The organism is Aurantimonas marianensis (assembly GCF_024195285.1).
GTDB classification, from domain to species: domain Bacteria; phylum Pseudomonadota; class Alphaproteobacteria; order Rhizobiales; family Rhizobiaceae; genus Aurantimonas; species Aurantimonas marianensis.
Genome location: NZ_JALHBS010000106.1, coordinates 1 through 21,871, shown reverse-complemented (window position 1 = coordinate 21,871; position 21,871 = coordinate 1). Strand labels below are relative to the sequence as shown.

Sequence of the window (21,871 nt, the reverse complement as noted above, 5' to 3'; positions counted from 1 at the left end):
GATACGAATGGCGTGACTCACGTGAAACGGCGGTCCTTCGAGGCCGCCGTTTTGGTTTGCGCCGCGCCTCGGCATGAGGGGGAGAGCATGGGACGGGAAAGCTGTCGCATGGAACCATGAGGAAGCGGAAATGAGCGAAAAACCGGACGCGGTAGCGCGGGTCGAGGCCGACGCCGAAGCCAATGGCCTCAAGATTGTCGTCGTCGAAACCGCCCGATCGGCGCGGTCGGCGGAGGAAGCGGCGGAGGCCGTCGGCGCCAGCGTCGGCCAGATCGTCAAATCCCTGGTGTTTAAGGGCACCGCGACCGGCCAAGCCTATCTCCTGCTGGTGTCGGGGGCCAACCGTGTCGAGGAGGCAGCGATGGCGGTTCATTTCGGCGAGGCGCTGGAGCGGCCCGACGCCGATTTCGTCCGTCAGGCGACGGGGTTCGCCATCGGTGGTGTCTCGCCGCTGGGGACCTCGAGCAAGCTTTCCACTTTGATGGACGAGGATTTGTTTCAGTACGCCACCGTCTGGGCCGCTGCGGGAACGCCGCGGCAGGTCTTCGAGGTGGTGCCGCTGCAATTGCGCAGCGCCACCGGGGCGACCGTCGGTCGGGTGACATAGCCGCTTGGCGCGATGCGGTCCCGTATCAAGCCTTCTCGCCGCTCAACGCCTTCGCCAACGCTTCGGAATCGTAGAGCGGTGGATGACAGACGCGACCCTTGCACAAATAGGCGGCCGGCCGGCGCAAGGGGCGCATTGCGGCGGTCGGCAGTTGCTCCGGAAGCCGATTCGGATCGGCAAGGACGAGATCGAGGCGATCGAGATCGACGCTCTGATGGGCCTTCATGAGCATCTCGGCGAATCCGGGATCGTCCGGTGTGCCGATCACGCAGAGTTCGCTGCCGCGCCGTAGCCGCCCCGTGGCCCCAACGATGCCAGGAAAGCCGGCCGCTCCCTGGCCGATGCGCCCGGCGGCGAGGAGGGCCGCCCTTTCGGCCCGTTCCCCGATCTCGATCGCGCCGCTGGCCTGGGCAAGCATGGCAAGCCCTTCGATGACAAGAGCGGTGCCGCCTGGAATCGCATCGTCCTGATCGCCGCGCAGGCGTATCATCACATCCGACGCGTCGGCGGCGTTCAGATAGTGGCCGCCGTCGCCATCATTATGCCAGCGTTCGAGCTCGTCGGCGAACCAGCGGGCACGATCGAGGTAACGCTCATCGAGGGCTGCGGTGAACAACGCGACCGCGGCCTGGATCAAGGCGCCATAGTCGGAGGAAAGCGCCAGACCGGTCGTTCGTCCGGCCCGGGCGGCATGGCGAAGACGATCGTCGACGATCATACGCCGGATGACGAACTCGAAGGCATCACGGGCGAGGGCAAGCGCATCGTCGTTCCCGAAAACGCCGCCGATTTCGGCCAGAGACCGGATCATCAGCCCGTTCCAGTCGGCGAGAACCTTGTCGTCGCGGCCTGGCCGAGGCCGCCTGGCGCGCGCCTCCAGGAGGGTCTGACGTTCCTCGGCAAAGTCCGGATCGCTCGACGCGGCGCCCGGATGCAGACCATGCAGGATCGAATGACCCTCCCAATTGCCGGCCTCGTCGACGTCGAAGGCGGACTTGAACCGCGTCGCGCGATGGCCGAGCAGGCGGTCGATCTCGGCAGCCGACCAGACATAATAGGCGCCCTCCTCCGAATGGCCGTCGGCGTTCAGGCTGTCGGCGTCGAGCGATGCGGCGAGGCCGCCACCCTCGACGAGCATTTCGCGGCGAAGCCAGCCGATCGTCTCGTCGATACGGCATCGAAACAGATCGTCGCCGGTCATCCGGTAGGCCCAACCGAGATGGCGCAGGAACTGGGCGTTGTCGTAGAGCATCTTCTCGAAATGCGGCACCAGCCAGCGTTCGTCGGTCGAATAGCGGTGCAGGCCGCCGCCGAGATGGTCATAGATGCCGCCGAGCGACAGCGCCCGCACGGTCTTGAGAAAGGCCTGGCGATGACCGGCCGAGCCGGTCTCGAAGGCCGAGCGGGCGAGAATTTCCATGAATGGCGCGTTCGGGAATTTGGGCGCGCCGCGAAGACCGCCTTGTATCGGGTCGATCATCTGCCCGATGCGGGCCGCCGGGCCGGTCGGATCGAGCGCCGTCAGCGGTCCCGGCGCCGCGGAACGAGAGAGGAACTCGCTCAGACGTCCGGAAATCGCGCCGGCGCTGGTGGTCAGATCGGCGCGCTTCTCGCGCCAGGCCTTGGCGACAGCCTCCAGCACCTGGACAAAACCGGGGCGGCCGTAACGGGCGTCCTTGGGAAAATACGTGCCGCCGAAGAATGGCTGGCCGTCCGGCGTGAGGAACATGGTCATCGGCCAGCCGCCCTGTTCGCCCATCGCCTGCAGCGCGGTCATGTAGAGATGGTCGATATCGGGGCGCTCTTCGCGATCCACCTTCACATTGACGAAATCGCGGTTCATCGCCGCCGCCACGGCCTCGTCCTCGAAGCTTTCGTGCGCCATGACATGGCACCAGTGACAGGCCGCGTAGCCGATGGACAAAAGGATCGGCCGGTCGAGGGCGTGCGCCTCGGCCAGCGTCGTGTCGGCCCATTCCCGCCAGTTGACCGGATTGTCGCGATGCTGCAGGAGATAGGGGCTGACGGCATCGCCCAGCCGGTTGTCGCGCGCGTCGTTCATGAAGACCCCGTGGTTTCACCGCTTGAACCGAGAAGCCTAAGGCAAGCCATCGTCAATTTCGAGGGCGGCTTCCCGGGCGAGGGCGTGTCGGGCGGAAACGCGCGGGTCTGTGTCCCGTCCGGCGGTTGCGAACACCCGTGGAAGCTGGTTTTGTCGGCTTCGACCATTACGGAATAGACCGAGCCGCGCGTTTGATCCCATCCGATACTATAGCCGCGCTGTCCTCCGGCGCGCTGCCCTCCGGTGTCGCCGTCGTGCGTGTCAGCGGACCGTCCGCTCGGATTGTCATGGAGAGCCTCGCCGGCGGAGTGCCGCCGGAACGTCGCGCCAGCCTTCGCAGATTTCGCGACGCGGCCGGCGCGACTATCGACCGTGGCATCGCGGTCTTCTTTCCGTCGCCGGGCAGCGTCACCGGCGAGGATCTCGCCGAATTTCACCTGCATGGCGGGCGTGCGGTCGTTGCCGCCTTTCTCGACGCGGCGACGGCACTTCCCGATGTTCGTCTGGCGGTCGCCGGCGAGTTCACGCGGCGGGCTTTCGAGAATGGCCGCATCGACCTGACCGAGGCCGAGGGGCTGGCTGATCTCATCTCGGCCGAGACCGAGGCGCAGCGCCGCATGGCGGTGGCGCAGGCGGGCGGAGCGCTGCGCGCCATCTACGAAGACTGGATGCGGCGGTTGACCGAAGCGCGGGCGATGATCGAGGCTTCGTTCGATTTCGCCGACGAGGGCGATGTCGGTGACGACGTCACCGGCGGCGTCGCGACCAAGATCGCGGCGCTCACCGATGAGATGCGGACCCATCTCGCCAAGGCCGACCATGGCGAGATCCTGCGCGAGGGCTATCGGGTGGCGATCGTCGGTGCCCCAAATGCCGGAAAATCCAGCCTGCTCAATGCCCTGGCCGATCGGGAGGTGGCGATCGTCACCGAAGTGCCGGGGACGACGCGCGATGTCATCGAGGCGACGCTCGATCTCGGCGGCGTTCCCGTACGTTTCTCAGACACTGCCGGAATCCGGGAAACCGCCGACGTGGTGGAGGCGATCGGCGTTGAGCGGGCCAAGGCCGTGATGGATTCGGCGGATCTGGTCCTGGCGCTGGTCGACCCACAATCGGGACACGGTCCGTTCGCGCGGTTCGCGGAGCTTTTGACTCACGTGAAACATCCGATGATGCTCGCCGCGTCGGAGGCGGCGCGGGACGACGTAGTGACGGGAATGTCCCGGCCCCGACGCCATATTCTGACCGTTCGCACCAAGGTGGACCGCCCCGAACCGCACGGTCTGGCGGCCCGGTTCGGCGGCGAATGGGACGATTTCGCCTTCGACTTCGGCATTTCCACCCAATCCGGCGAGGGGATGTCGGCGCTTGTCGCCCATGTCGCGGCCCTGGCGGTCGACGCGGCAGGCGATCCGGACGAGGCGGTGCCGATGCGGACTCGTCACAAGGAGTTGGTCGCCGATGCCTTGCGGATTCTCGAACAATTCGTGTCGAAGCCGGACATGCCGCCGGAAGTGGGGGCGGAAACCCTGCGGCGGGCTGGCAACCGTCTCGGCGCGCTGACCGGCCAGGTCGGCGTCGAAGACCTTCTGGACGTCATCTTTTCCGAATTCTGCATCGGCAAATGAGGGAAGACGGGCCTGTTGCCGCTTTTGCGCTTGCGTTGTCTCCGAGCGATTGAGCCTTTATAGGCTTGGCGTCACTGCAAAAATGTTTGCCTGTCGGTGCCGAAACCCCTTTCGCGGGTGTCCCGCCCCGTACCGCCCAACCAGTATCCGAGACCCATGCGCGATTCGCCCCTCCCCGCAACGTTCGATTACGACGTCGTCATCATCGGCGGTGGCCATGCCGGCTGCGAGGCCGCCAGTGCCGCGGCGCGAGCCGGGGCGCGGACCGCACTGGTGACCCACCGCTTCGACACGATCGGCGCGATGAGCTGCAATCCGGCGATCGGCGGTATCGGCAAAGGCCATCTCGTGCGCGAGATCGACGCGCTGGGCGGATTGATGGGCCGGGTTGCCGACGCGGCCGGCATCCAGTTCCGGCTGCTCAACCGGCGTAAGGGACCAGCGGTGCGCGGACCGCGGACCCAGGCCGACCGGCGGCTTTACCGCGAGGCAATGCAGGCGGCGATCAAGTCCCATGCCGATCTCGACGTGGTCGAAGGCGATGTCGCCGATCTGGTGCTGGACGAGCGGAACCGGGTGAGCGGCGTGGTCCTCGGCGACAGCCGCGCCATCCACTGCCGGGCCGTGGTGCTGACCACAGGGACGTTCCTGTCGGGTCTGATCCATATCGGGGACCGGACGATCCCGGCCGGGCGCATGGGCGAGGATCCCTCGACGGGTCTTTCGGGAACGCTGCAGCGGCTCGGCCTGACTCTGGGCCGGCTGAAGACCGGCACGCCGGCGCGGCTCGACGGCCGCACGATCGACTGGAGCGGGCTCGACCGCCAGAGCCCGGACGCCGAGCCGGTTCCGTTTTCCTATCTGACGAAGGCAATCACCAACCCGCAGATCGATTGCGGGATCACCCGGACGACGCCGGAAACCCATCGGATCATCCGTGAGAATATCGGTCGTTCGGCGCTCTATTCCGGCCAGATTGCCGGTGCGGGGCCGCGTTACTGCCCCTCGATCGAGGACAAGATCGTCAAGTTCGGCGACCGCGACGGCCACCAGATATTCCTTGAGCCGGAAGGGCTTGACGACGACACGATCTATCCGAATGGCGTGTCGACCTCCCTGCCCGAGGACGTCCAGTTGCAGTTCCTGCGTTCCATACCGGGACTTGAGCGGGTGGCGGTGCTGAAGCCGGGCTATGCCATCGAATATGATCACGTGGATCCGCGCGAACTCGACCGGCATCTGGCGGTTCGCCGGGCGGAGGGCCTGTTCCTCGCCGGCCAGATCAACGGCACGACGGGCTACGAGGAAGCCGCGGCGCAGGGGATCGTCGCCGGGATCAACGCGGCGCGGCTTGCTGGCGGCGCGGAGCCTGTCGGCATCGGCCGGGCCGACGCCTATATCGGTGTGATGATCGACGATCTCACCCGCACCGGGGTGTCCGAGCCCTATCGCATGTTCACCTCGCGGGCCGAATTCCGCCTTTCGCTTCGGGCCGACAATGCCGACCGCCGCTTGACGCCGCTCGGCCTGTTGCTCGGCATCGTCGACGCGGAACGCCGCACGGCCTTCGAAGAAAGCGAGGCGGCGCTCGCAAAAGCGCGCGCGATGCTCGTATCCGCCAAGCTGACGCCGTCCGAAGCCCAGCGACATGGGCTGTCGGTCAATCAGGACGGTCGCCGCCGCTCGGCCTGGCAGCTGCTCTCGCAATCCGAAATCGACCTGGACCGGCTGACCGCGATCTGGCCGGAGTTCGACGATATCGGTGGTCCTATCCGGGAGCGGATCGAGATCGAAGCCGGCTACGATGTCTATCTGGAACGCCAGCGGCGCGATCAGGAACGCCTGCGCCGGGACGAAAACCGGACGATCCCGGACGATCTCGACTTTTCCGCTCTTACCGGCCTGTCCAACGAATTGCGGCAAAAGCTCATGACTCGTCGCCCGGCGTCAATTGCCGAAGCTGAAGGGATTGACGGGATGACGCCGGCCGCTCTCGCGCTGATCCTCGTCGCCATGCGGCGCAGTGAGGTCGTTCGTGCGGCGTGAACGGAGTTTTCCGCCGGAGCGGCAGCCGGCAGCCAAACCAAGGCGCAAAGCTTCACCTCGGCCCGCCGAGGGGGCGGCGCAACAGGCGGAGGGGCGCGCCTATTTTCTCGAAACCCACGATGTTTCACGTGAAACGCTGGCGCGTCTGGATCGATATGTCGCGCTGCTGACCGAATGGCAGCGCCAGATCAACCTTGTCGCCCCGGCGACGATCGGCGATGTCTGGTCGCGCCACATCGCTGATTCGCTTGTGCTGGAGCGCCTGCTGCCGCCGTTTCAGCGCTGCGTGGATCTTGGCTCCGGTGCGGGCCTGCCCGGCCTTGTCGTGGCCGCGGTACGGGCGGAACAGGGCGGCATCGTCGATCTTGTCGAGAGCAACGCCAAAAAGGCGGCGTTCCTGCGCGCCGTCCAGCGCGGACTCGGTCTCGCCGGGACGGTTCACGCCGCGCGGATCGGGGATTGCGGCGCGGCGCTGGCAGCGGCTGATCTGGTGACCGCGCGCGCTCTGGCGCCGCTTCCCGAGCTATTAGCGTTTGTGGCGCCTCATATCGGGACGTCGGCGCGATGCTTTTTTCAAAAGGGCCGTAGTCATGAACAGGAAATTAACCAAGCGGCTGCCCATTGGCGATTCACCATGATAAAGCATGAATCGAACGTCGAGAATGGTTCGGCCATCCTCGAAATCGGTGACATTGCGCGGCGTTAGGCAAATGCCATGCTCTCGCGAAGTCGGGGCGCTGTCCGGCGAACCTTCGGGCAAGCCGTAATCGACCGGCAAATGAGCGTGAGCGGCCGTCGTCACGATGCGGGAGGCGACCGATGGATGCGATAAGCGGGCAGCCGATGCGGATCATCACAATAGCCAACCAGAAAGGCGGCGTCGGCAAGACCACGACCGCCATCAACCTCGCCACCGCGCTTGCGGCGGTCGGCAAGCGGACGTTGTTGATCGATCTCGATCCCCAGGGTAATGCGTCGACCGGGCTCGGGATCGAAAAGGACGACCGTGACGTCTCGTCCTACGACGTGCTGATGGAGGCGGCCTCGATTTCCGAGGCGGCGACGGCGACGGCGGTGCCAAGCCTGTCGATCATCCCGTCGACGCTCGACCTCCTCGGCCTGGAGATGGAAATCTCCGGGGCGCCCGGCCGGGCTTACCGGCTGCGCGACGCCCTGCATTTCCATCAGGTCGACACGCCGCTGTTCGATTTCGTCCTGATCGATTGTCCGCCATCTCTGAATCTGCTGACGATCAACGCCATGGCGGCGGCGGATTCGATCCTGGTGCCGCTGCAGTGCGAGTTCTTCGCGCTGGAAGGGCTCAGCCAGTTGCTCCAGACGGTCGAACAGGTTCGCGATACGCTGAACCCCGCCTTGGCACTGCACGGGATCGTCTTGACGATGTATGACGGGCGTAACAATCTGGCGGCGCAGGTGGTCCGGGACGTGCGCTCCTATATGGGCGAACATGTCTATGACACGATCATCCCGCGCAACGTCCGGGTATCGGAGGCGCCCTCTTTCGGTAAACCCGTGGTTCTCTACGACATGAAGTGTCCGGGCAGTCAGGCCTATATCCGCCTGGCCTCGGAAATCATTCAACGCGAGCGACGACTGGTGGCCGCGTGACGGCGCGCGAGGACGGACCGCCTCCCAGGGCGGATTTTCGCGGAAACCGGACCGATGAAGGCGGGGAGACGAGAATGAACGAAGACAAATCGCGGCAGCGGCTGGGACGCGGCCTCGCCTCGCTGATCGGAACCGGCGGCATCGTGCCGCCAAGACCGATGCCCGGCCATGGCGGATCCGAGGCGGCGCCGGCCGCGATCCCGGCCGAGCGCTTCGTCGCCCTGGACAGGATTTCGCCCAATCCCAACAATCCGCGCCGCCGTTTCGACGAGGCCGATCTCAACGACCTTGCCGCCTCGATCAAGAATCACGGCGTGGTCCAGCCATTGCTGCTGCGTCCGAAGCCGGGCCAGCCGGAATCGTTCGAGATCGTCGCCGGCGAACGGCGCTGGCGCGCCGCCCAGGCGGCCGGCCTCAGCGAGGTCCCGGTCGTGCTGCGCGACATCGGCGACCGCCAGTCGCTGGAAATCGCGATCATCGAAAACGTCCAGCGCGCCGATCTCAATGCGGTCGAAGAGGCTCAGGCCTACGAGACGCTGATCGATGAACATGGCTACACCCAGTCCGATCTCGCCGACGTGCTCGGCAAGAGCCGCAGCCATGTGGCCAACACGCTGCGATTGCTGAAATTGCCGGAGGCAGTGCGCGGCATGGTCGTGGATGGCACGTTGTCGCCGGGCGCCGCGCGGACCGTCGTGACCGCCGACGATCCGCTCGCGCTGGCGAATGACATCGTGGTGCGGGGCTTGAGCGTGCGCGAGGCGGAGGATCTGGCCCGCAAATCCGCGGAGACGGTGGAAGACCAGCCGCTCAAGCCCGCGCGCAAAAGAAAGCGCAAGGCGGCTGCGGAGCGCGATGCCGATGTCGTGGCGCTGGAGAATCTGCTGGCGCAGGCGCTTGGAATGCCGGTGGAAATCCGGGTCGAGGGGGAACGCGGATCGATCCGCATCGACTATGCCGATCTGGAGCAGCTCGACGAAATCTGCGGTCTGTTGCAGACCCGAACCCAGCGCCGGGCTGGGCAGGAGCCGCGGGTGCGCGGGCTGTAGAAAAGTCGCGTCCGGGTCGGCCGTCCGACTCACGTGAAACACGACGCCGGCCCGGGTGTCGTCGTCTGGAGGCTCTCAGGCGCGGCCGCCCCGGGCGCGCAGGCGAGCCGCCTCCACGGCGATGTCGAGCAAGGTCTTTTGGGTGATCGTCAAGGCGAGCCCTCCTTCCTTGCGACTCATGAGGATGTCGCGCTCGATCCGCTGGAGAATGGCGGTGATCTCTTCCAGCGGCCAGGCCGCCAGCGCGGCCTCGAGAGCCGCCTTGCGCCGGAAATGCGGCCGTCGCCGCTCGACCACGCGCCCGATCGCCTCGCCGCCGCGCTCGACCATCTCGCGCATGGTCTGGAGCTGCTGGAAATAGCGCAACAGATTCTGGTGCAGCTGGAAGGTGGCTGTCCCGGCCGACACCAGCCGGTCGATGAGATGCGGCAGGCGCTTGACCTCGCCGCTCGCCGCGGCGTCGATGGTCTCGTCAAGCGTGTCGGCCGAGACGTCGCCGACGATTGCCCGCACATCGGCCTCGGTTACCGACGGCGCGCCCAAAGCGTAGAGACAGAGTTTACGGACTTCGCCGCGGGAGGCAAGGCGATTGGCCCCGAGGCGGGCGCGCAGTTCGTCGCGCGCCTCCCGGTCGATCGACAACCCGCTTTGGCCGAGTTCCTCGTCGATCATCCGGTCGATTGCCCTGCCCTCGTCCTGGTAACAGGGCAGCGCCATGGCGAAGCGCCCCCGCTCGACGTTGTTTCGAAGCGCGGCGCTCTTCTTGAGGTCGCCGGCTTCGACGACGACGAGGGCGCCTTCAAGCCGCGAAGCGGCGAGATCGCCGACCGCTTCCGCCAGAGCCTTCCCGGCGCCGGCGCCTCGCACCCGAATGAGACGGTGTCCGCCGAACATCGAGACGGTTCGGGCCTCGTCATAGAGCCGGCCGATATCCTTCTCCAACTCGTCGGCCGCCAGCGTCACCGCCGCGAAGGGGTCGTCGCGGTCGACGCCGGACATCTCGGCGATCTTGGCGGAGCGTTCGGCGACGAGACCCGGATCGGGGCCGTAAAGCAGGATGACCGGAAACGAAAAATCGGGGCGCGAGAGAAACGCCTCGACCTCGCCCGCCTTCTTTTGCGCCATTGTCCGCGTCCGTCCTTGCGATCTGTCGTGCCAATGTCCTTCATCGCCCGCCGGTGATGGCGCTTGCCGTCAGACGCCGGCCTTTCGGAGCGCGCGCGCGAGCGCAATTTCCAGCTGGGCGGCGACGTCCTCACCCGCCTGCTGGCGCGCGTCGATCAGCGCGCGCTGACTTTGATACAGCTGGTCGGTTCGATCGAATGGCACCGTCGCGGTGCGACTGGCTGCATCGACAACCTGATTGTCCGACATCCGGACCAGCTGATATCGCGCGGTCATGCGGTAGAGGGCGGAGCTGAGCCCGCCTCCCGCCTCGATGGCGATTCCGGTTTCGCCACCGTTGACACTCAGACGAACCTCATAGAGCGGTTGGGCCACCCGCTTTCCCTGGTTCAGCCGCGACAGGAGGGCGTTGCGGACGATCTGATCGGTCCGCGAATTGGCCTCTGAAACGGCGATTCGGCCACGCAGCGCCGCCAGGGCGCCACCGGGCGCAAGCATGTCCGCATTGTCGGCGGACGCATATAGCGGCCGGGCGGTGCAAGCCGGCAGCGCCAAAATCGCCAGGGCGAGGCCGACGGCCACAAGGGCGCGTGACCGCGCGGGATCAGAGGACGACATTCACGATTCTCCCGGGGACGACCACGATACGCTTCGGCGCGTTGCCGGCGAGTGCCGACTGGACGAAGTCGAGCGCCAGCGCCGCCTGTTCCACGTCAGGTTTGCCGGCCGCGACCGGCATGGTCAAGTCGCCGCGCTTCTTGCCGTTGATCTGGACCGGCAGCGTGACCGTATCGTCGCGCAACAGCGCCGGGGCGACGTTCGGCCAGGGCGCCGCCGCGGCAAGCCCTTGCTCGCCCAATTCGGCCCAGCACGCCTCTGCCAGATGCGGCATCATCGGCGCGATCAGGCGGACCAGAATCGACAGCGCCTCCCGGGCCGCCCCCTTCAGCGCCGGATCACTGTCGCTGGAAACCTTGGGAAGCGACGCGGCAAGCGTGTTGACGAGTTCGTAGATCCGCGCGACCGCCTTATTGAAGGCCAGACGCTCGATGTCGTCGGCAACGCCGGCGGCGGTGCGGTGCGCGGCGCGGCGGATCGCCAAGACGGACGCGTCCTCGCCGGAGCCTTGCTCAGGCGCCCTGGCGAGGCGCGGCGCGGTGTCGGCGACCAGGCGCCACAACCGCTGCACGAAGCGGTGGGCGCCCTCGACGCCGGCTTCCGTCCAGATCACGTCGCGGTCGGGGGGCGAATCCGACAGCATGAACCAGCGCGCCGTGTCGGCGCCATAGGAGGCGATGATGTCGTCCGGATCGACGACGTTCTTCTTCGATTTCGACATCTTTTCGATGCCGCCGATCTCCAGCGCGGCACCGGTTGAGACCCGGGTCGCGACGCGGCCGCTCTCGCCTTCCGCAATCGCCACGTCGGCCGGGGGCACCCATTCGCGGCCCTCGCGATAGGTTTCGTGCACCACCATGCCTTGCGTGAACAGGCCCTTGAACGGCTCGTCGAGATCGAGATGGCCGCAGGCCCGCATCGCCCGGACGAAGAAGCGCGAATAGAGAAGATGCAGGATCGCGTGCTCGATGCCGCCGATATACTGGTCGACCGGCAGCCAGGCATTGGCGGCCTGCGGATCGGTCGGCGCGTCGGCATGGGGCGCGGTGAAGCGGGCGAAATACCAGGAGGAATCGACAAAGGTGTCCATCGTGTCGGTTTCGCGTCGCGCGGTTCCGCCGCATTGCGGGCAGATAGCATCGCGCCAGGTCGGGTGCCGGTCGAGCGGATTGCCGGGCTTGTCGAAATCGATGTCGTCGGGAAGCTTGACGGGGAGGTTTGCCTTGGCCTCCGGCACGACGCCGCAAGCCTCGCAATGCAGCACCGGGATCGGGCAGCCCCAGTAGCGCTGGCGCGAGATGCCCCAGTCCCGCAGGCGGTAGCGCGTGACACCCTTGCCCAGGCCCTCGGCCTCAAACCAGTCGATCGTGCGGTCGATCGCTTCCTGGCTCGTCAGCTCCGCAAGACCGGCGAAATGATCGACAAAGACCACCGTTTCGGACTTCGGCGGGACGAGCGCCTCGGCCTCCACGGGTGTTTCGTCGCCCGGCAGAAAGAACGCGTTACGGACCGGCAAGCCATATTTGCGGGCGAAGTCGAGATCGCGCTGATCGTGCGCCGGACAGCCGAACACCGCGCCGGTTCCGTAGCCCATCAGGACGAAATTTCCGACCCAAACCGACAGATCGCGGTCCTCGGTGGGATGGCGTACCTTCAGACCGGTGTCGAAGCCGCGCTTCTCCGCCTTCTCCAAGGCTTCCTCCGAGGTTCCGACGCGGCGGCATTCGGCATTGAAGGCGGCGAGGTCGGAATTCCCGGCCTCAAGCGCGATCGACAGCGGATGATCGGGGGAGATGGCAAGGAAACTCGCGCCGTGCAGGGTGTCCGGCCGCGTGGAGAAGCAGGTGATCGCATCGTGTCCGGCCAGAGGGGCCGCGAGCGGGAACGGAATCTCGATGCCGCGCGACTTTCCTATCCAGTTCCGCTGCATCGTGCGGACCTTCTCGGGCCAGCCGGGCATGGTGTCGAGCGCGGCGTCGAGATCCTCGGCATAGTCGGTGATCTTGAAGAACCACTGCGTGAGCTCGCGGCTCTCGACCTCGGCGCCGGAGCGCCAGCCCTTGCCGTCGATCACCTGCTCGTTGGCCAGCACCGTCTGGTCGACCGGGTCCCAGTTGACCTTGGATTTCTTGCGATAGGCGAGGCCGTGCTCCAGGAAGTCGAGGAACAGCATCTGCTGGCGGTGATAATAATCGATGTCGCAGGTGGCGAACTCCCGCGACCAGTCCAGCGACAGGCCCATCGACTTGAGCTGGCCGCGCATCGTCGCGATGTTCTGATAAGTCCATTCGCGCGGATGCACCTTGTTCTGCATCGCGGCGTTCTCGGCCGGCATACCGAAGGCGTCCCAGCCCATCGGGTGCAGGACGTTGAAGCCCTTGGCCCGCTTGTAGCGTGCCACCACGTCGCCCATGGCGTAATTGCGCACATGGCCCATGTGGATGCGGCCGGAGGGATAGGGAAACATTTCGAGGACGTAATAGGTCTCGCCGCCTGCGTCGGTGCGGGTCTCGAAGAGTTTTGCCTCTTCCCAGGCCTTTTGCCAGCGGGATTCGGATGCGCGGGGGTTGTAGCGTTCTGATGACATGCGGCGGGTCGGTATCCTGGCGCGGCCATCTGCGGCCGTCGGGCGTGGGCAATGCGGCTTGACTTACTCCGTTGTTCGCGTCCCGTTCAACACGAACCGGCGAGATTTCGCCGAATCGCGGCAAATTCGACGCTGAATGCCGCCGAAGCGGCAAAAGGATGAGCATGGACGAGACGATAGGCGAACGTTACCGGGCGGTGTGCGAACGGATCGCCACGGCGACGAAGGACGCGGGCCGGCCCGACGACGCGGTCGACCGCGTCGCCGTCTCCAAGACCTATGACGCGGAGGCGATCCTGCCGGTGATCGCCGCCGGCCAGCGGATCTTCGGTGAAAACAAGGTGCAGGAGGCCAAGGCCAAATGGCCGGCCCTGCGCACACGCTTCCCCGACATCGAGCTGCGGCTGATCGGCCCGCTGCAGTCGAACAAGGCCGGCGAGGCGGTGGCGCTGTTCGACGTCATCGAGAGCGTCGATCGGGAAAAGATCGCCGCCGCGATCGCCAGGGAAGGCGCCAAGCAGGGCCGGCATCCGCGCCTCTACGTTCAGGTCAATACCGGCGAGGAGCCGCAAAAGGCCGGCATCGCGCCGGGCGAGGCGGCGGCCTTCGTCGCCCGCTGCCGGACCGAGCATGGGCTGGAGATCGAGGGGCTGATGTGCATTCCGCCGGCGGATGAAAATCCCGGCCCGCATTTCGCGCTGCTGGCCAAGATCGCCGGCGAGGCTGGGGTCGCCAAGCTGTCGATGGGCATGTCCGGCGATTTCGAGGCGGCGATCGCCTTCGGCGCGACGTCCGTGCGCGTCGGCTCGGCGATCTTCGGCGAGCGGGAGTACGGCTGACGCGGCGTCGCGGTCAGGATCAAGGCTCCTCGTCCCAGGCTCAGCAACGCAAGGACCGACGGCATTGGCGAAATTGCATGCCGTGCCGGCGACGGATGCGTACAACCCGCCGCAGGGCTGCGGACCGCGGGAAAAGCTTGGCTGGCCAACGATGGAGTGGATAGTTTCCCAAATTGCCTATTCTGATGGGCATCGGCAAAGTCAGGTCTCGGCTTTGCCTCTCGTCATCATCGCAGAGGCCTTCGCATGGCAGAGCAGACAGCGAGCGAGACAGTCTTTGTCCGCAGAACCCTGATCGCGACCGCGATCGTCACGGCCGTCGGCATGGCGGTGTTCGTGTTCTGGACGGCATCGCTGGCCTTTTTCCTCATTCTGGCGGGATTGTTGCTGGCGGCGACATTTACGGGCCTTGCGTCCGGACTCGGATATGCCGGTGTTCCCCGTACGGTCGGCCTTCTGGTGGCCTATCTCCTGCTATTCCTGCTGATCGCGGCGGGCTTCGTCTGGGGCGGGGTGGTGATTTTCCAGCAGTTCAACGACCTCGCCCAAACCGTGGCGGGCCAGATCGACCGGTTGGCGGAAATGGTCCAGGAGTCGGGTTTGTCCGGCGGCACCGAAACGGACGACCAGACGATAGGTGGGTTGCTGCCCAGCGCCTCGGGTCTGTTTTCGTCAGCGTCCCGGGCCGCCTACGCCATCCTCGGCGGCATAGGCAATGCCTTCGTCGTGGCGTTCATCGCTATCTTCGTTTCATGGCAGCCGGATCTCTACCGGCGCGGGATCGTCAATCTGTTTCCGATATCCCGGCGCGCGCGGATCACCGCAACGCTGCGCAACAGCGCGCATCAGCTGACGATGTGGCTGGCCGGCCAGGCGATCTCCATGGCGACGGTTTTCGTCGTCTCGCTTCTCGGCCTGTGGGCCATCGGTATGCCGAACGCCTTCCTGCTGGCGCTGCAGGCGGGACTGCTCGCCTTCGTGCCGACGCTTGGGCCCTTCGTCGCCGGCGTCGTCATCGTCCTGGCGGGCTTTGCCGACAGCCCGCAGATGGCCCTTTACGGCCTCGCGGTCTATGTCGTCATCCAGGGTGTCGAGAGCAATGTCACCCAGCCGATGGCGCAGCGCTGGGCCACCGCCCTGCCCCCGGCCCTGACGCTCGGATCGCAGCTTGTCTTCGGTTTGTTGTTCGGTTTGGTCGGCGTCGCGCTGGCGGTGCCCTTCGTCGCCATCGTCAAGACCATGGTCGAGGATCTTTATGTGAAGGATACGCTTGGCGGCTATGTCGGCGAGACGGCCCCCGCCGAAGACACGCTACCCCCGAAAGTCTGACGGGTCGCGGCTGGACCGCCTCTCCCCTTTCACCCTAAGTTGCCTGCAAGAGGCGGGGGACCGCCGGGACGATACGGGAGGCGACACATGAACATTATCCAGGTCAAGAACGAATGGAAGGCACGCGCGAAGCTCACCAATGACGATTATGAGGCCTGGTACCGCCGCAGCGTCGAGGACCCGGACGGGTTCTGGGGCGAGCACGGCAAGCGCGTCGACTGGATGACGCCCTTCACCAAGGTGAAGAACACCTCCTTCGCCCCCGGCAATATCGACATTCGCTGGTTCGAGGACGGGACGCTCAACGTCGCCGCCAACTGCATCGACCGGCATCTGGACAAGCGCGGCGACCAGACGGCGATCCTTTGGGAAGGAGACGACCCGTCCGAATCGAAGGCGATCACCTACCGCGAACTGCACGCGGAGGTCTGCCGCATGGCCAACGCCCTCAAGGCGCGGGGCGTGAAGAAGGGCGACCGGGTGACGATCTACATGCCGATGATCCCGGAGGCGGCCTATGCGATGCTCGCCTCGGCGCGGATCGGCGCGATCCATTCGGTAGTTTTCGGCGGCTTTTCGCCGGACGCGCTGGCCGGCCGGCTCGACGGCGCCGCCTCGGACGTCCTGATCACCGCCGACGAGGGCCTGCGCGGCGGGCGCACCGTGCCGCTCAAGAAGAACGCCGACCGGGCCTGCGACATCGCCGCGAAGGCTGGCCATGCGGTCAAGACCGTGCTGGTCGTCCGGCGCACCGGCGCCGACGTGCCGTGGACCGAGAGCCGCGACGTGTGGTGGCACGAAGCGCGCGAAAAAGCGTCCGCCGACTGCCCGCCGGAGGAAATGGGCGCCGAGGACCCGCTGTTCATCCTCTACACCTCAGGCTCGACCGGCAAGCCGAAGGGCGTGTTGCACACGACAGGCGGCTATCTCGTCTTTGCCGCGATGACGCACGAATACGTCTTCGATTATCATGACGGCGATATCTACTGGTGTACGGCCGATGTCGGCTGGGTGACCGGCCACAGCTACATCGTCTACGGGCCGCTTGCCAACGGCGCGACGACGCTGATGTTCGAGGGCGTGCCGAACTACCCGGATACCTCGCGTTTCTGGCAGGTCATCGACAAGCACAAGGTCAATATTTTCTACACCGCGCCGACCGCGATCCGGGCGCTGATGGGCGCCGGCGACGACAAGGTGACGACGACGTCGCGCAAGAGCCTCAAGGTGCTCGGGACGGTGGGCGAGCCGATCAATCCGGAGGCATGGAACTGGTACTATCGGGTCGTCGGCGAAGAGCGCTCGCCGATCGTCGATACCTGGTGGCAGACCGAGACCGGCGGCATCCTGATCACGCCGCTGCCGGGGGCGACAGATCTCAAGCCCGGCTCCGCCACACGGCCGTTCTTTGGCGTCATCCCGCAGCTCGTCGACAATGACGGCACGGCGCTGGAGGGCGTGGCCGAAGGCAATCTCTGCATCACCGATTCCTGGCCCGGCCAGATGCGCACGATCTACGGCGATCACGACCGCTTCGAGCAGACCTATTTTTCCACCTACAAGGGCAAGTATTTCACCGGCGACGGGGCGAAATGCGACGAGGACGGCTATTGGTGGATCACCGGCCGCGTCGACGACGTGATCAACGTCTCCGGACACCGCATGGGCACGGCGGAGGTCGAGTCCGCGCTGGTGTCGCATCCCAAGGTGTCCGAGGCGGCCGTGGTCGGCTATCCGCACGACATCAAGGGCCAGGGCATCTACTGCTACGTCACCTTGATGGAGGGCCAAGAGCCGTCCGAAGCCCTGAAGAAGGAGCTTGTCGCCCATGTCCGCGAGGAGATCGGGCCGATCGCCTCGCCGGACAAGATCCAGTTCGCGCCGGGCCTGCCCAAGACCCGCTCGGGCAAGATCATGCGGCGCATCCTGAGGAAGATCGCCGAGGACGACTTTGGCGCGCTGGGCGACACCTCGACGCTTGCCTATCCGGCCGTGGTCGACGATCTGGTGGAAAACCGGGAGAACCGGAAGGCCTGATCGGCGTCGCCGGGGACGACGAACTTGCGTCAGGCTGGCGCGAAAAACGCCATTGTCTTGCGTTTGCGCGTTTTATGGCCCCATACTTACGGCGTGTTTAACGAAGCGAAAGGAGGTGATCCAATGTCGAGTGATTTCCAGATGCCGGTTGGGTCTCAATGTCTTGGTCAGGCGACGGAGCAGCCTTCGCGCTTCGCCTGAGACAGTCGGGTCCGGTCACGGTCGAAAGACCCCCGGCATACGAGAGTCACGGGGCCGCTTCCTGGAAACGGGAAGCGGCCTTTTGATTCGGCGAATCCATTCCGGCGGCGGGGTCCGCCAGCGGCGGTCGAATGGCAGACCGGGAGCGGCCGGCCCCTGTATTCCGCTCCCGCTTGCGGGGCTCCTCGACCGTTTACGGCCATGCCGGTCCCGGAACGCAAAAAACCCGCCCCGGTCGATGACCGGGACGGGTGGCGATGGAAAGATCGGCCGCAGAAATCGGGCCGATCCGAGTGGCGTTATTGCTGGGCCGGTTGCGGCTCCCCCTCGGCCGGAACCATCCCCGCGTCGGGAGCCGGCGCGGCTTCCTCGGCTTCTTCCGGCTCGCCATAGGCCGGCGCGGCCTCAAGCTGCTCGCGCGAGACGTTCAAGACGATCCGGTCCGGCAAATTGTCCTCGCCAACCACCGGGGTCTGCGGCTCGGCCGGGGCCTCGACCGCTCCGCCCGCAGCCGGGTCGACGCTCGTCGCCGCGCCGCCAGCGGCCGGGTCGGCCGGCGCGGGAGCGGCGGCCGCCATTTCGGACTCCTTGGGAAGGCCTTCGGTCTTGCCTGGGCCGAATTGGAGCGCGTCCATCGCCACCGCGACATCCTTCTGGCCGATGCCGAGGAAGCCACCGACGCCGACGAGCACCGCGATTACGGTGCCGTCCTCCGAGACGAGCACATCGGTGATCGACCCGATCCGTTCACCGGCCGTGTCATAGACGTCCTGGCCGTCGAGGTCCTCGACGCGCCACGCGCCGGTCGGCGGAACGACGACGAACGGGCCGTCGGCCATGGTCGCGTCGGTCGCCCCGGCCGTGTCCATCGCCGCGGCGTCCGGAGCCGCATCGGTGGCGGTGGCATCAGGGGCCTGCGCCGCGTCCGGCGCCGCGCCCGAATCGGGCATCGCCCTCGAATCGTCCAGCGACATCGGTTCGCCTTCGGCCGGGTCCGCGGCGTCGGTTCCCTCGGCCGGAGCCGTGGTGTCGGCCGGTGCGGTCGCATCAGCCGGCGCGGTGGCGTCTGCGGGCGCCTCGGTGGCTGGCTGCGTATCGGTTGGCGGCGGGGTGGCGGCATCCTGCGCGAAGGCGGCGAAGGGCATGACGACGCCCGCAAGGAGGGCCGTGTAGAGAGCGTTTCTCATTGCTTTAACTCCCATTGGTGATCACGAAATAATGATCCACAGGGAGAGAAGTTCCGCGAGAAACTAAGTGAATCGATCGAAATCCGATCTTCGCCGCGACCACGGCGCGGAACGGAGGCGGTATAGGCTGCGATTCGCCCTGTCCTTACCGATACAGGTCGCGCCGCGTCGGCGGCAGCTCGGCCGGTCCCTTTGCCCGCCGCGAGGCGAGCGTCTGGTAGATCAGCAATCCGCCACGGGTGAAGCCCAGCGACACGCCGGCGAGATAGAGCAGCCACAGCCGGGCGCGGGGCTCTCCGGCGATCCGCGACGCTTCCTCCATATTGGCGCGCAGACGGTCGTGCCAGAGCCGGCAGGTGCGGCCATAATGCTCGCGCCAATTCTCGACATCATGCACCTCGAAACGGTGCGCCTCCAGTTTTTGCGCGGAGTGGCCGACATGGTCGAGTTCGGCGCCGGGGAAGATGTAGCGGATGATCGCCGCATATTCCTTGGTGCCCTTCAAGAAGGCCTTGTCGGTCGCCTTGGCCGGCCGGGTGATGGCGTGGTGAAGATAGAGACCGTTCGGCCGCAAGAGCTTGCGCACGGCGGCGAAATAGGCGTCGTGATGGGCCCAGCCGACATGCTCGAACATGCCGATCGAGGCAATCTTGTCGAAGCTTCCGGCGACCTCCTGGAAGGGCTTGAGCTCGATCGTCACCCGATCGCCCAGTCCTTTCGCCGCGACGCGTTCGCGAGCGAGGTCGTATTGGGCCTGGCTCAGCGTCACGCCGTGGCCGGTGATCCCGTAATTCTCGGCGGCATGAATCAGCAGCGCGCCCCAGCCGCAGCCGATGTCGAGCAGGCGTTCGCCCGGTTTCAGCCGAAGCTTGCGGCAGATCATCTCCAGCTTGTCGCGCTGCGCCTTGTCGATGTCGTCGTGCCAGCCGTCGAAATAGGCGCAGGAATACAGCATCCTCTCGTCGAGGAAGAGCCGGTAGAAATCGTTCGAGATGTCGTAATGGAACTGGATCGCCGCCATCGACGAGCCGCTGGCATCGGCCCCGACGCCCGCCTGGGGTGCCGCCTTGGCGTCCTTCGTGCCCTTGCGCGCCAGGGCGTAGAGCGCCGGCAGCGCGGCGGCGATCCGCAATTTGTCGAGCTTCTTCAGCGCGTCCCTGGTGCGGATGTCGGAGCGCGCGGCGGCGATATCGAAGATCGTGCCGCCCTCGATATCGGCGGCCTTGGCCATCCATAATTCCACGGCGGTGGCGATGGTCGGGCGGATGGCGAGGCGTGCGATTGCGGCCGGATCGTGCAGGGTAAGGACGGGTCCGTCCGCGGGACCGATGCGTTCGCCGGTCCACAGCCGGACCGCGATCTTGGGCTGGAAAGCGGCGATCGCCTGCCGGACGATGGCTTCCAGCTTCGCTTCGCCCGTTGCCATGACCGGCCTCCTGTTTCACGTGAAATTCGTGAAGAGGCTACCACAGCGTGTGAAAGAAGCGACGGTCGGCGACACAGGCGCGCAATGCTTGTCGGGGGTCTACGGCCGAACAAGCCTATCCGCGCCCGCCTTGCCGACGTTCGGCTGTGCCGAGGTCACCCAACACGGCGCCTTTGCACCAATCGCGCCGTTTTCCGCCCTCATAACGGACAACAAGGCCCTCGCGCAGCAACCGGTCGGCGACGTCGATGCCGTCCGTTGCCGACAGGCTGGCCAGCACGCGGCCAAAATATTTGTCGCCGGAAATGCCGGTCAAGGTGACGTTTCCGCCGCCAAGCAGCTGCTTGAGCCGATCTGTCGCCACTTGCGCCGCGGCTTTCTCCGCCGGGCAGCCGCCGCGATGCTCCGGGGCGTCGATCCCGCGCAGGCGAACCGCGACATGGACGGACTGCATCGGCCAGATGAACGCCTCGACCATGATCGTATCGCCGTCGCGTACTTTGATCACACGCGCCTCCACCGGCCCGGCGATCTCGCGCAGATACGCATCGCCGGTCTCGCCGGCACCGGTCGCTACCCCGAGCGCAAGCAGGACGGCAGTGCAACCGAAAATGGTATGGATGAAATGTCTCACGGCAGCGGACGATCCGAATCATCTGTGATGCGGATATTATTCCTATACCGGATTCGAAAGAAGTCAATTAGTCCACCAGAGCGCGAAGGCTCGCTCCAGGTGTCGTGTCTTCCCCACGCTGAGTTGCCTCGTGGATGGCATGGGTTTCCCTTAGGACAGGGTGCCCACAATCATAAGCTGAAAAGCATCCTTCGTCATTGCCCTTGGATGCCGGGTGCAGCCCGCTTTTCCGGGCTTGGAGCCCGCAAATCAGAAATCCGAGATCAGGCCGTTTTTCTCCCAATCGCCGTAGCGGACCGGTTCCGGGCCGTCGCGGCCATTCAGCTCCTTCCGCCGGCCGGCCGGATCGCTCGCCTCTGCGTCGCGATCGCGACGCCGTGCTTCGGCCTCGGCAAGGGCGCGCCGGGCAGCGGCCGATAGACAGCGACGGTCAGAGGGCGCGTCGTTGCGGTCCGGATCGGCCGGCCCGTCGGTCGCGGCGGCTTGCGGGGAGTCTGACGTTTCGGGGTTGGTCATTGGCGGGATGGTCCTGGTCGACGATCGGTGCTGGCAAGATAGGGAGCCGTTCGGCAATTGCCCACAGCGACCAGCGCGGTCGCGGCGGTCATTGCGCGGAGCGGCTGAAACGCTCGCGCGGCGTCGACATTGCGGCGGCGACCTGCGATCACCAGATTCGCAGGCGATAGGCGCGGATCGACCGCGCCGCCAGCAAAGGAGTTGGGACCGTCCCATGAACATGATCAAGACGGCGATGCTGATCGCCTTCATGACCGCCCTTTTCATGGGGCTGGGGCTTCTGGTCGGCGGCCGCGCCGGCATGATGATCGCTTTCGTCATCGCCGCCGGCATGAACCTCTTCGCCTATTG

17 protein-coding genes and 1 pseudogene are annotated in these 21,871 nt (G+C 66.0%); 10 read left to right on the top strand and 8 right to left on the bottom strand.

Annotated features, from left to right (window positions below):
- Positions 1-130 precede the first annotated feature (130 nt).
- On the top strand, positions 131-607 hold the full coding sequence (locus tag MJ956_RS16745; protein WP_253965581.1) for a YbaK/EbsC family protein: 477 nt from the start codon (positions 131-133) through the stop codon (positions 605-607).
- 25 nt (positions 608-632) lie between these two features.
- Here MJ956_RS16745 and MJ956_RS16740 read toward each other — a convergent pair whose 3' ends face one another.
- Positions 633-2,669 (bottom strand): thioredoxin domain-containing protein, encoded by a 2,037-nt coding sequence (locus MJ956_RS16740; RefSeq protein ID WP_253965580.1) that lies wholly within the window; start codon positions 2,667-2,669, stop codon positions 633-635.
- A gap of 191 nt (positions 2,670-2,860) precedes the next feature.
- Between MJ956_RS16740 and mnmE the strand changes: the two genes are divergently transcribed.
- The 5 genes from mnmE (at position 2,861) to MJ956_RS16715 (ending at position 9,021) form a co-directional block, all read left to right on the top strand.
- Positions 2,861-4,297, top strand: a complete 1,437-nt coding sequence (gene mnmE, locus MJ956_RS16735) for a tRNA uridine-5-carboxymethylaminomethyl(34) synthesis GTPase MnmE (RefSeq protein ID WP_253965615.1) — start codon at positions 2,861-2,863, stop codon at positions 4,295-4,297.
- Between the two features lie 156 nt (positions 4,298-4,453).
- Positions 4,454-6,343 carry a tRNA uridine-5-carboxymethylaminomethyl(34) synthesis enzyme MnmG gene (gene mnmG / locus MJ956_RS16730; protein ID WP_253965579.1) on the top strand — a complete coding sequence of 630 codons (1,890 nt, stop codon included), beginning with the start codon at positions 4,454-4,456 and terminating at the stop codon, positions 6,341-6,343.
- Positions 6,333-7,049, top strand: a complete 717-nt coding sequence (gene rsmG / locus MJ956_RS16725) for a 16S rRNA (guanine(527)-N(7))-methyltransferase RsmG (protein ID WP_253965578.1) — start codon at positions 6,333-6,335, stop codon at positions 7,047-7,049. The genes mnmG and rsmG overlap by 11 nt, the downstream gene beginning before the upstream one ends.
- A gap of 113 nt (positions 7,050-7,162) precedes the next feature.
- A complete protein-coding gene (locus MJ956_RS16720; RefSeq protein WP_253965577.1) occupies positions 7,163-7,972 on the top strand; it encodes a ParA family protein in 810 nt (269 codons plus the stop codon).
- 74 nt (positions 7,973-8,046) lie between these two features.
- The gene (locus tag MJ956_RS16715; RefSeq protein WP_253965576.1) at positions 8,047-9,021 is read left to right on the top strand and encodes a ParB/RepB/Spo0J family partition protein; all 975 of its coding nucleotides are present in this window, start codon (positions 8,047-8,049) and stop codon (positions 9,019-9,021) included.
- A 75-nt stretch (positions 9,022-9,096) separates the two neighbouring features.
- On the opposite strand, the gene holA is transcribed toward MJ956_RS16715, so the two are convergent.
- The 3 genes from holA to leuS form a co-directional block, all read right to left on the bottom strand.
- On the bottom strand, positions 9,097-10,146 hold the full coding sequence (gene holA / locus MJ956_RS16710) for a DNA polymerase III subunit delta (RefSeq protein WP_253965575.1): 1,050 nt from the start codon (positions 10,144-10,146) through the stop codon (positions 9,097-9,099).
- 69 nt (positions 10,147-10,215) lie between these two features.
- Positions 10,216-10,764 (bottom strand): hypothetical protein, encoded by a 549-nt coding sequence (locus MJ956_RS16705; RefSeq protein WP_253965574.1) that lies wholly within the window; start codon positions 10,762-10,764, stop codon positions 10,216-10,218.
- Positions 10,751-13,351, bottom strand: coding sequence for a leucine--tRNA ligase (gene leuS, locus MJ956_RS16700; protein ID WP_253965573.1), 2,601 nt, complete (start codon positions 13,349-13,351; stop codon positions 10,751-10,753). The genes MJ956_RS16705 and leuS overlap by 14 nt, the downstream gene beginning before the upstream one ends.
- A gap of 164 nt (positions 13,352-13,515) precedes the next feature.
- Here leuS and MJ956_RS16695 point away from each other — a divergent pair, with 164 nt between their 5' ends.
- From MJ956_RS16695 to acs, 3 genes are all read left to right on the top strand, one after another.
- Complete coding sequence (locus MJ956_RS16695; protein ID WP_253965572.1) at positions 13,516-14,190, top strand: YggS family pyridoxal phosphate-dependent enzyme; 675 nt, start codon at positions 13,516-13,518, stop codon at positions 14,188-14,190.
- Between the two features lie 246 nt (positions 14,191-14,436).
- A complete protein-coding gene (locus MJ956_RS16690) occupies positions 14,437-15,519 on the top strand; it encodes an AI-2E family transporter (RefSeq protein WP_253965571.1) in 1,083 nt (360 codons plus the stop codon).
- Positions 15,520-15,606: 87 nt separating this feature from the next.
- Positions 15,607-17,556 carry an acetate--CoA ligase gene (gene acs, locus MJ956_RS16685; protein WP_253965570.1) on the top strand — a complete coding sequence of 650 codons (1,950 nt, stop codon included), beginning with the start codon at positions 15,607-15,609 and terminating at the stop codon, positions 17,554-17,556.
- A 500-nt stretch (positions 17,557-18,056) separates the two neighbouring features.
- On the opposite strand, the gene MJ956_RS16680 is transcribed toward acs, so the two are convergent.
- From MJ956_RS16680 to MJ956_RS16665, 4 genes are all read right to left on the bottom strand, one after another.
- Positions 18,057-18,944: a PRC-barrel domain-containing protein gene (locus tag MJ956_RS16680; protein WP_253965569.1), complete on the bottom strand. Its 888-nt coding sequence runs from the start codon at positions 18,942-18,944 to the stop codon at positions 18,057-18,059.
- 145 nt (positions 18,945-19,089) lie between these two features.
- Positions 19,090-20,370, bottom strand: a complete 1,281-nt coding sequence (locus tag MJ956_RS16675) for an SAM-dependent methyltransferase (RefSeq protein ID WP_253965568.1) — start codon at positions 20,368-20,370, stop codon at positions 19,090-19,092.
- Between the two features lie 115 nt (positions 20,371-20,485).
- Complete coding sequence (locus MJ956_RS16670; RefSeq protein ID WP_253965567.1) at positions 20,486-21,004, bottom strand: thermonuclease family protein; 519 nt, start codon at positions 21,002-21,004, stop codon at positions 20,486-20,488.
- Positions 21,005-21,253: 249 nt separating this feature from the next.
- Positions 21,254-21,520: a DUF1674 domain-containing protein gene (locus tag MJ956_RS16665; protein WP_253965566.1), complete on the bottom strand. Its 267-nt coding sequence runs from the start codon at positions 21,518-21,520 to the stop codon at positions 21,254-21,256.
- Between the two features lie 214 nt (positions 21,521-21,734).
- Here MJ956_RS16665 and MJ956_RS16660 point away from each other — a divergent pair.
- Positions 21,735-21,871: pseudogene (locus tag MJ956_RS16660) on the top strand (zinc metalloprotease HtpX); the annotation flags it as partial.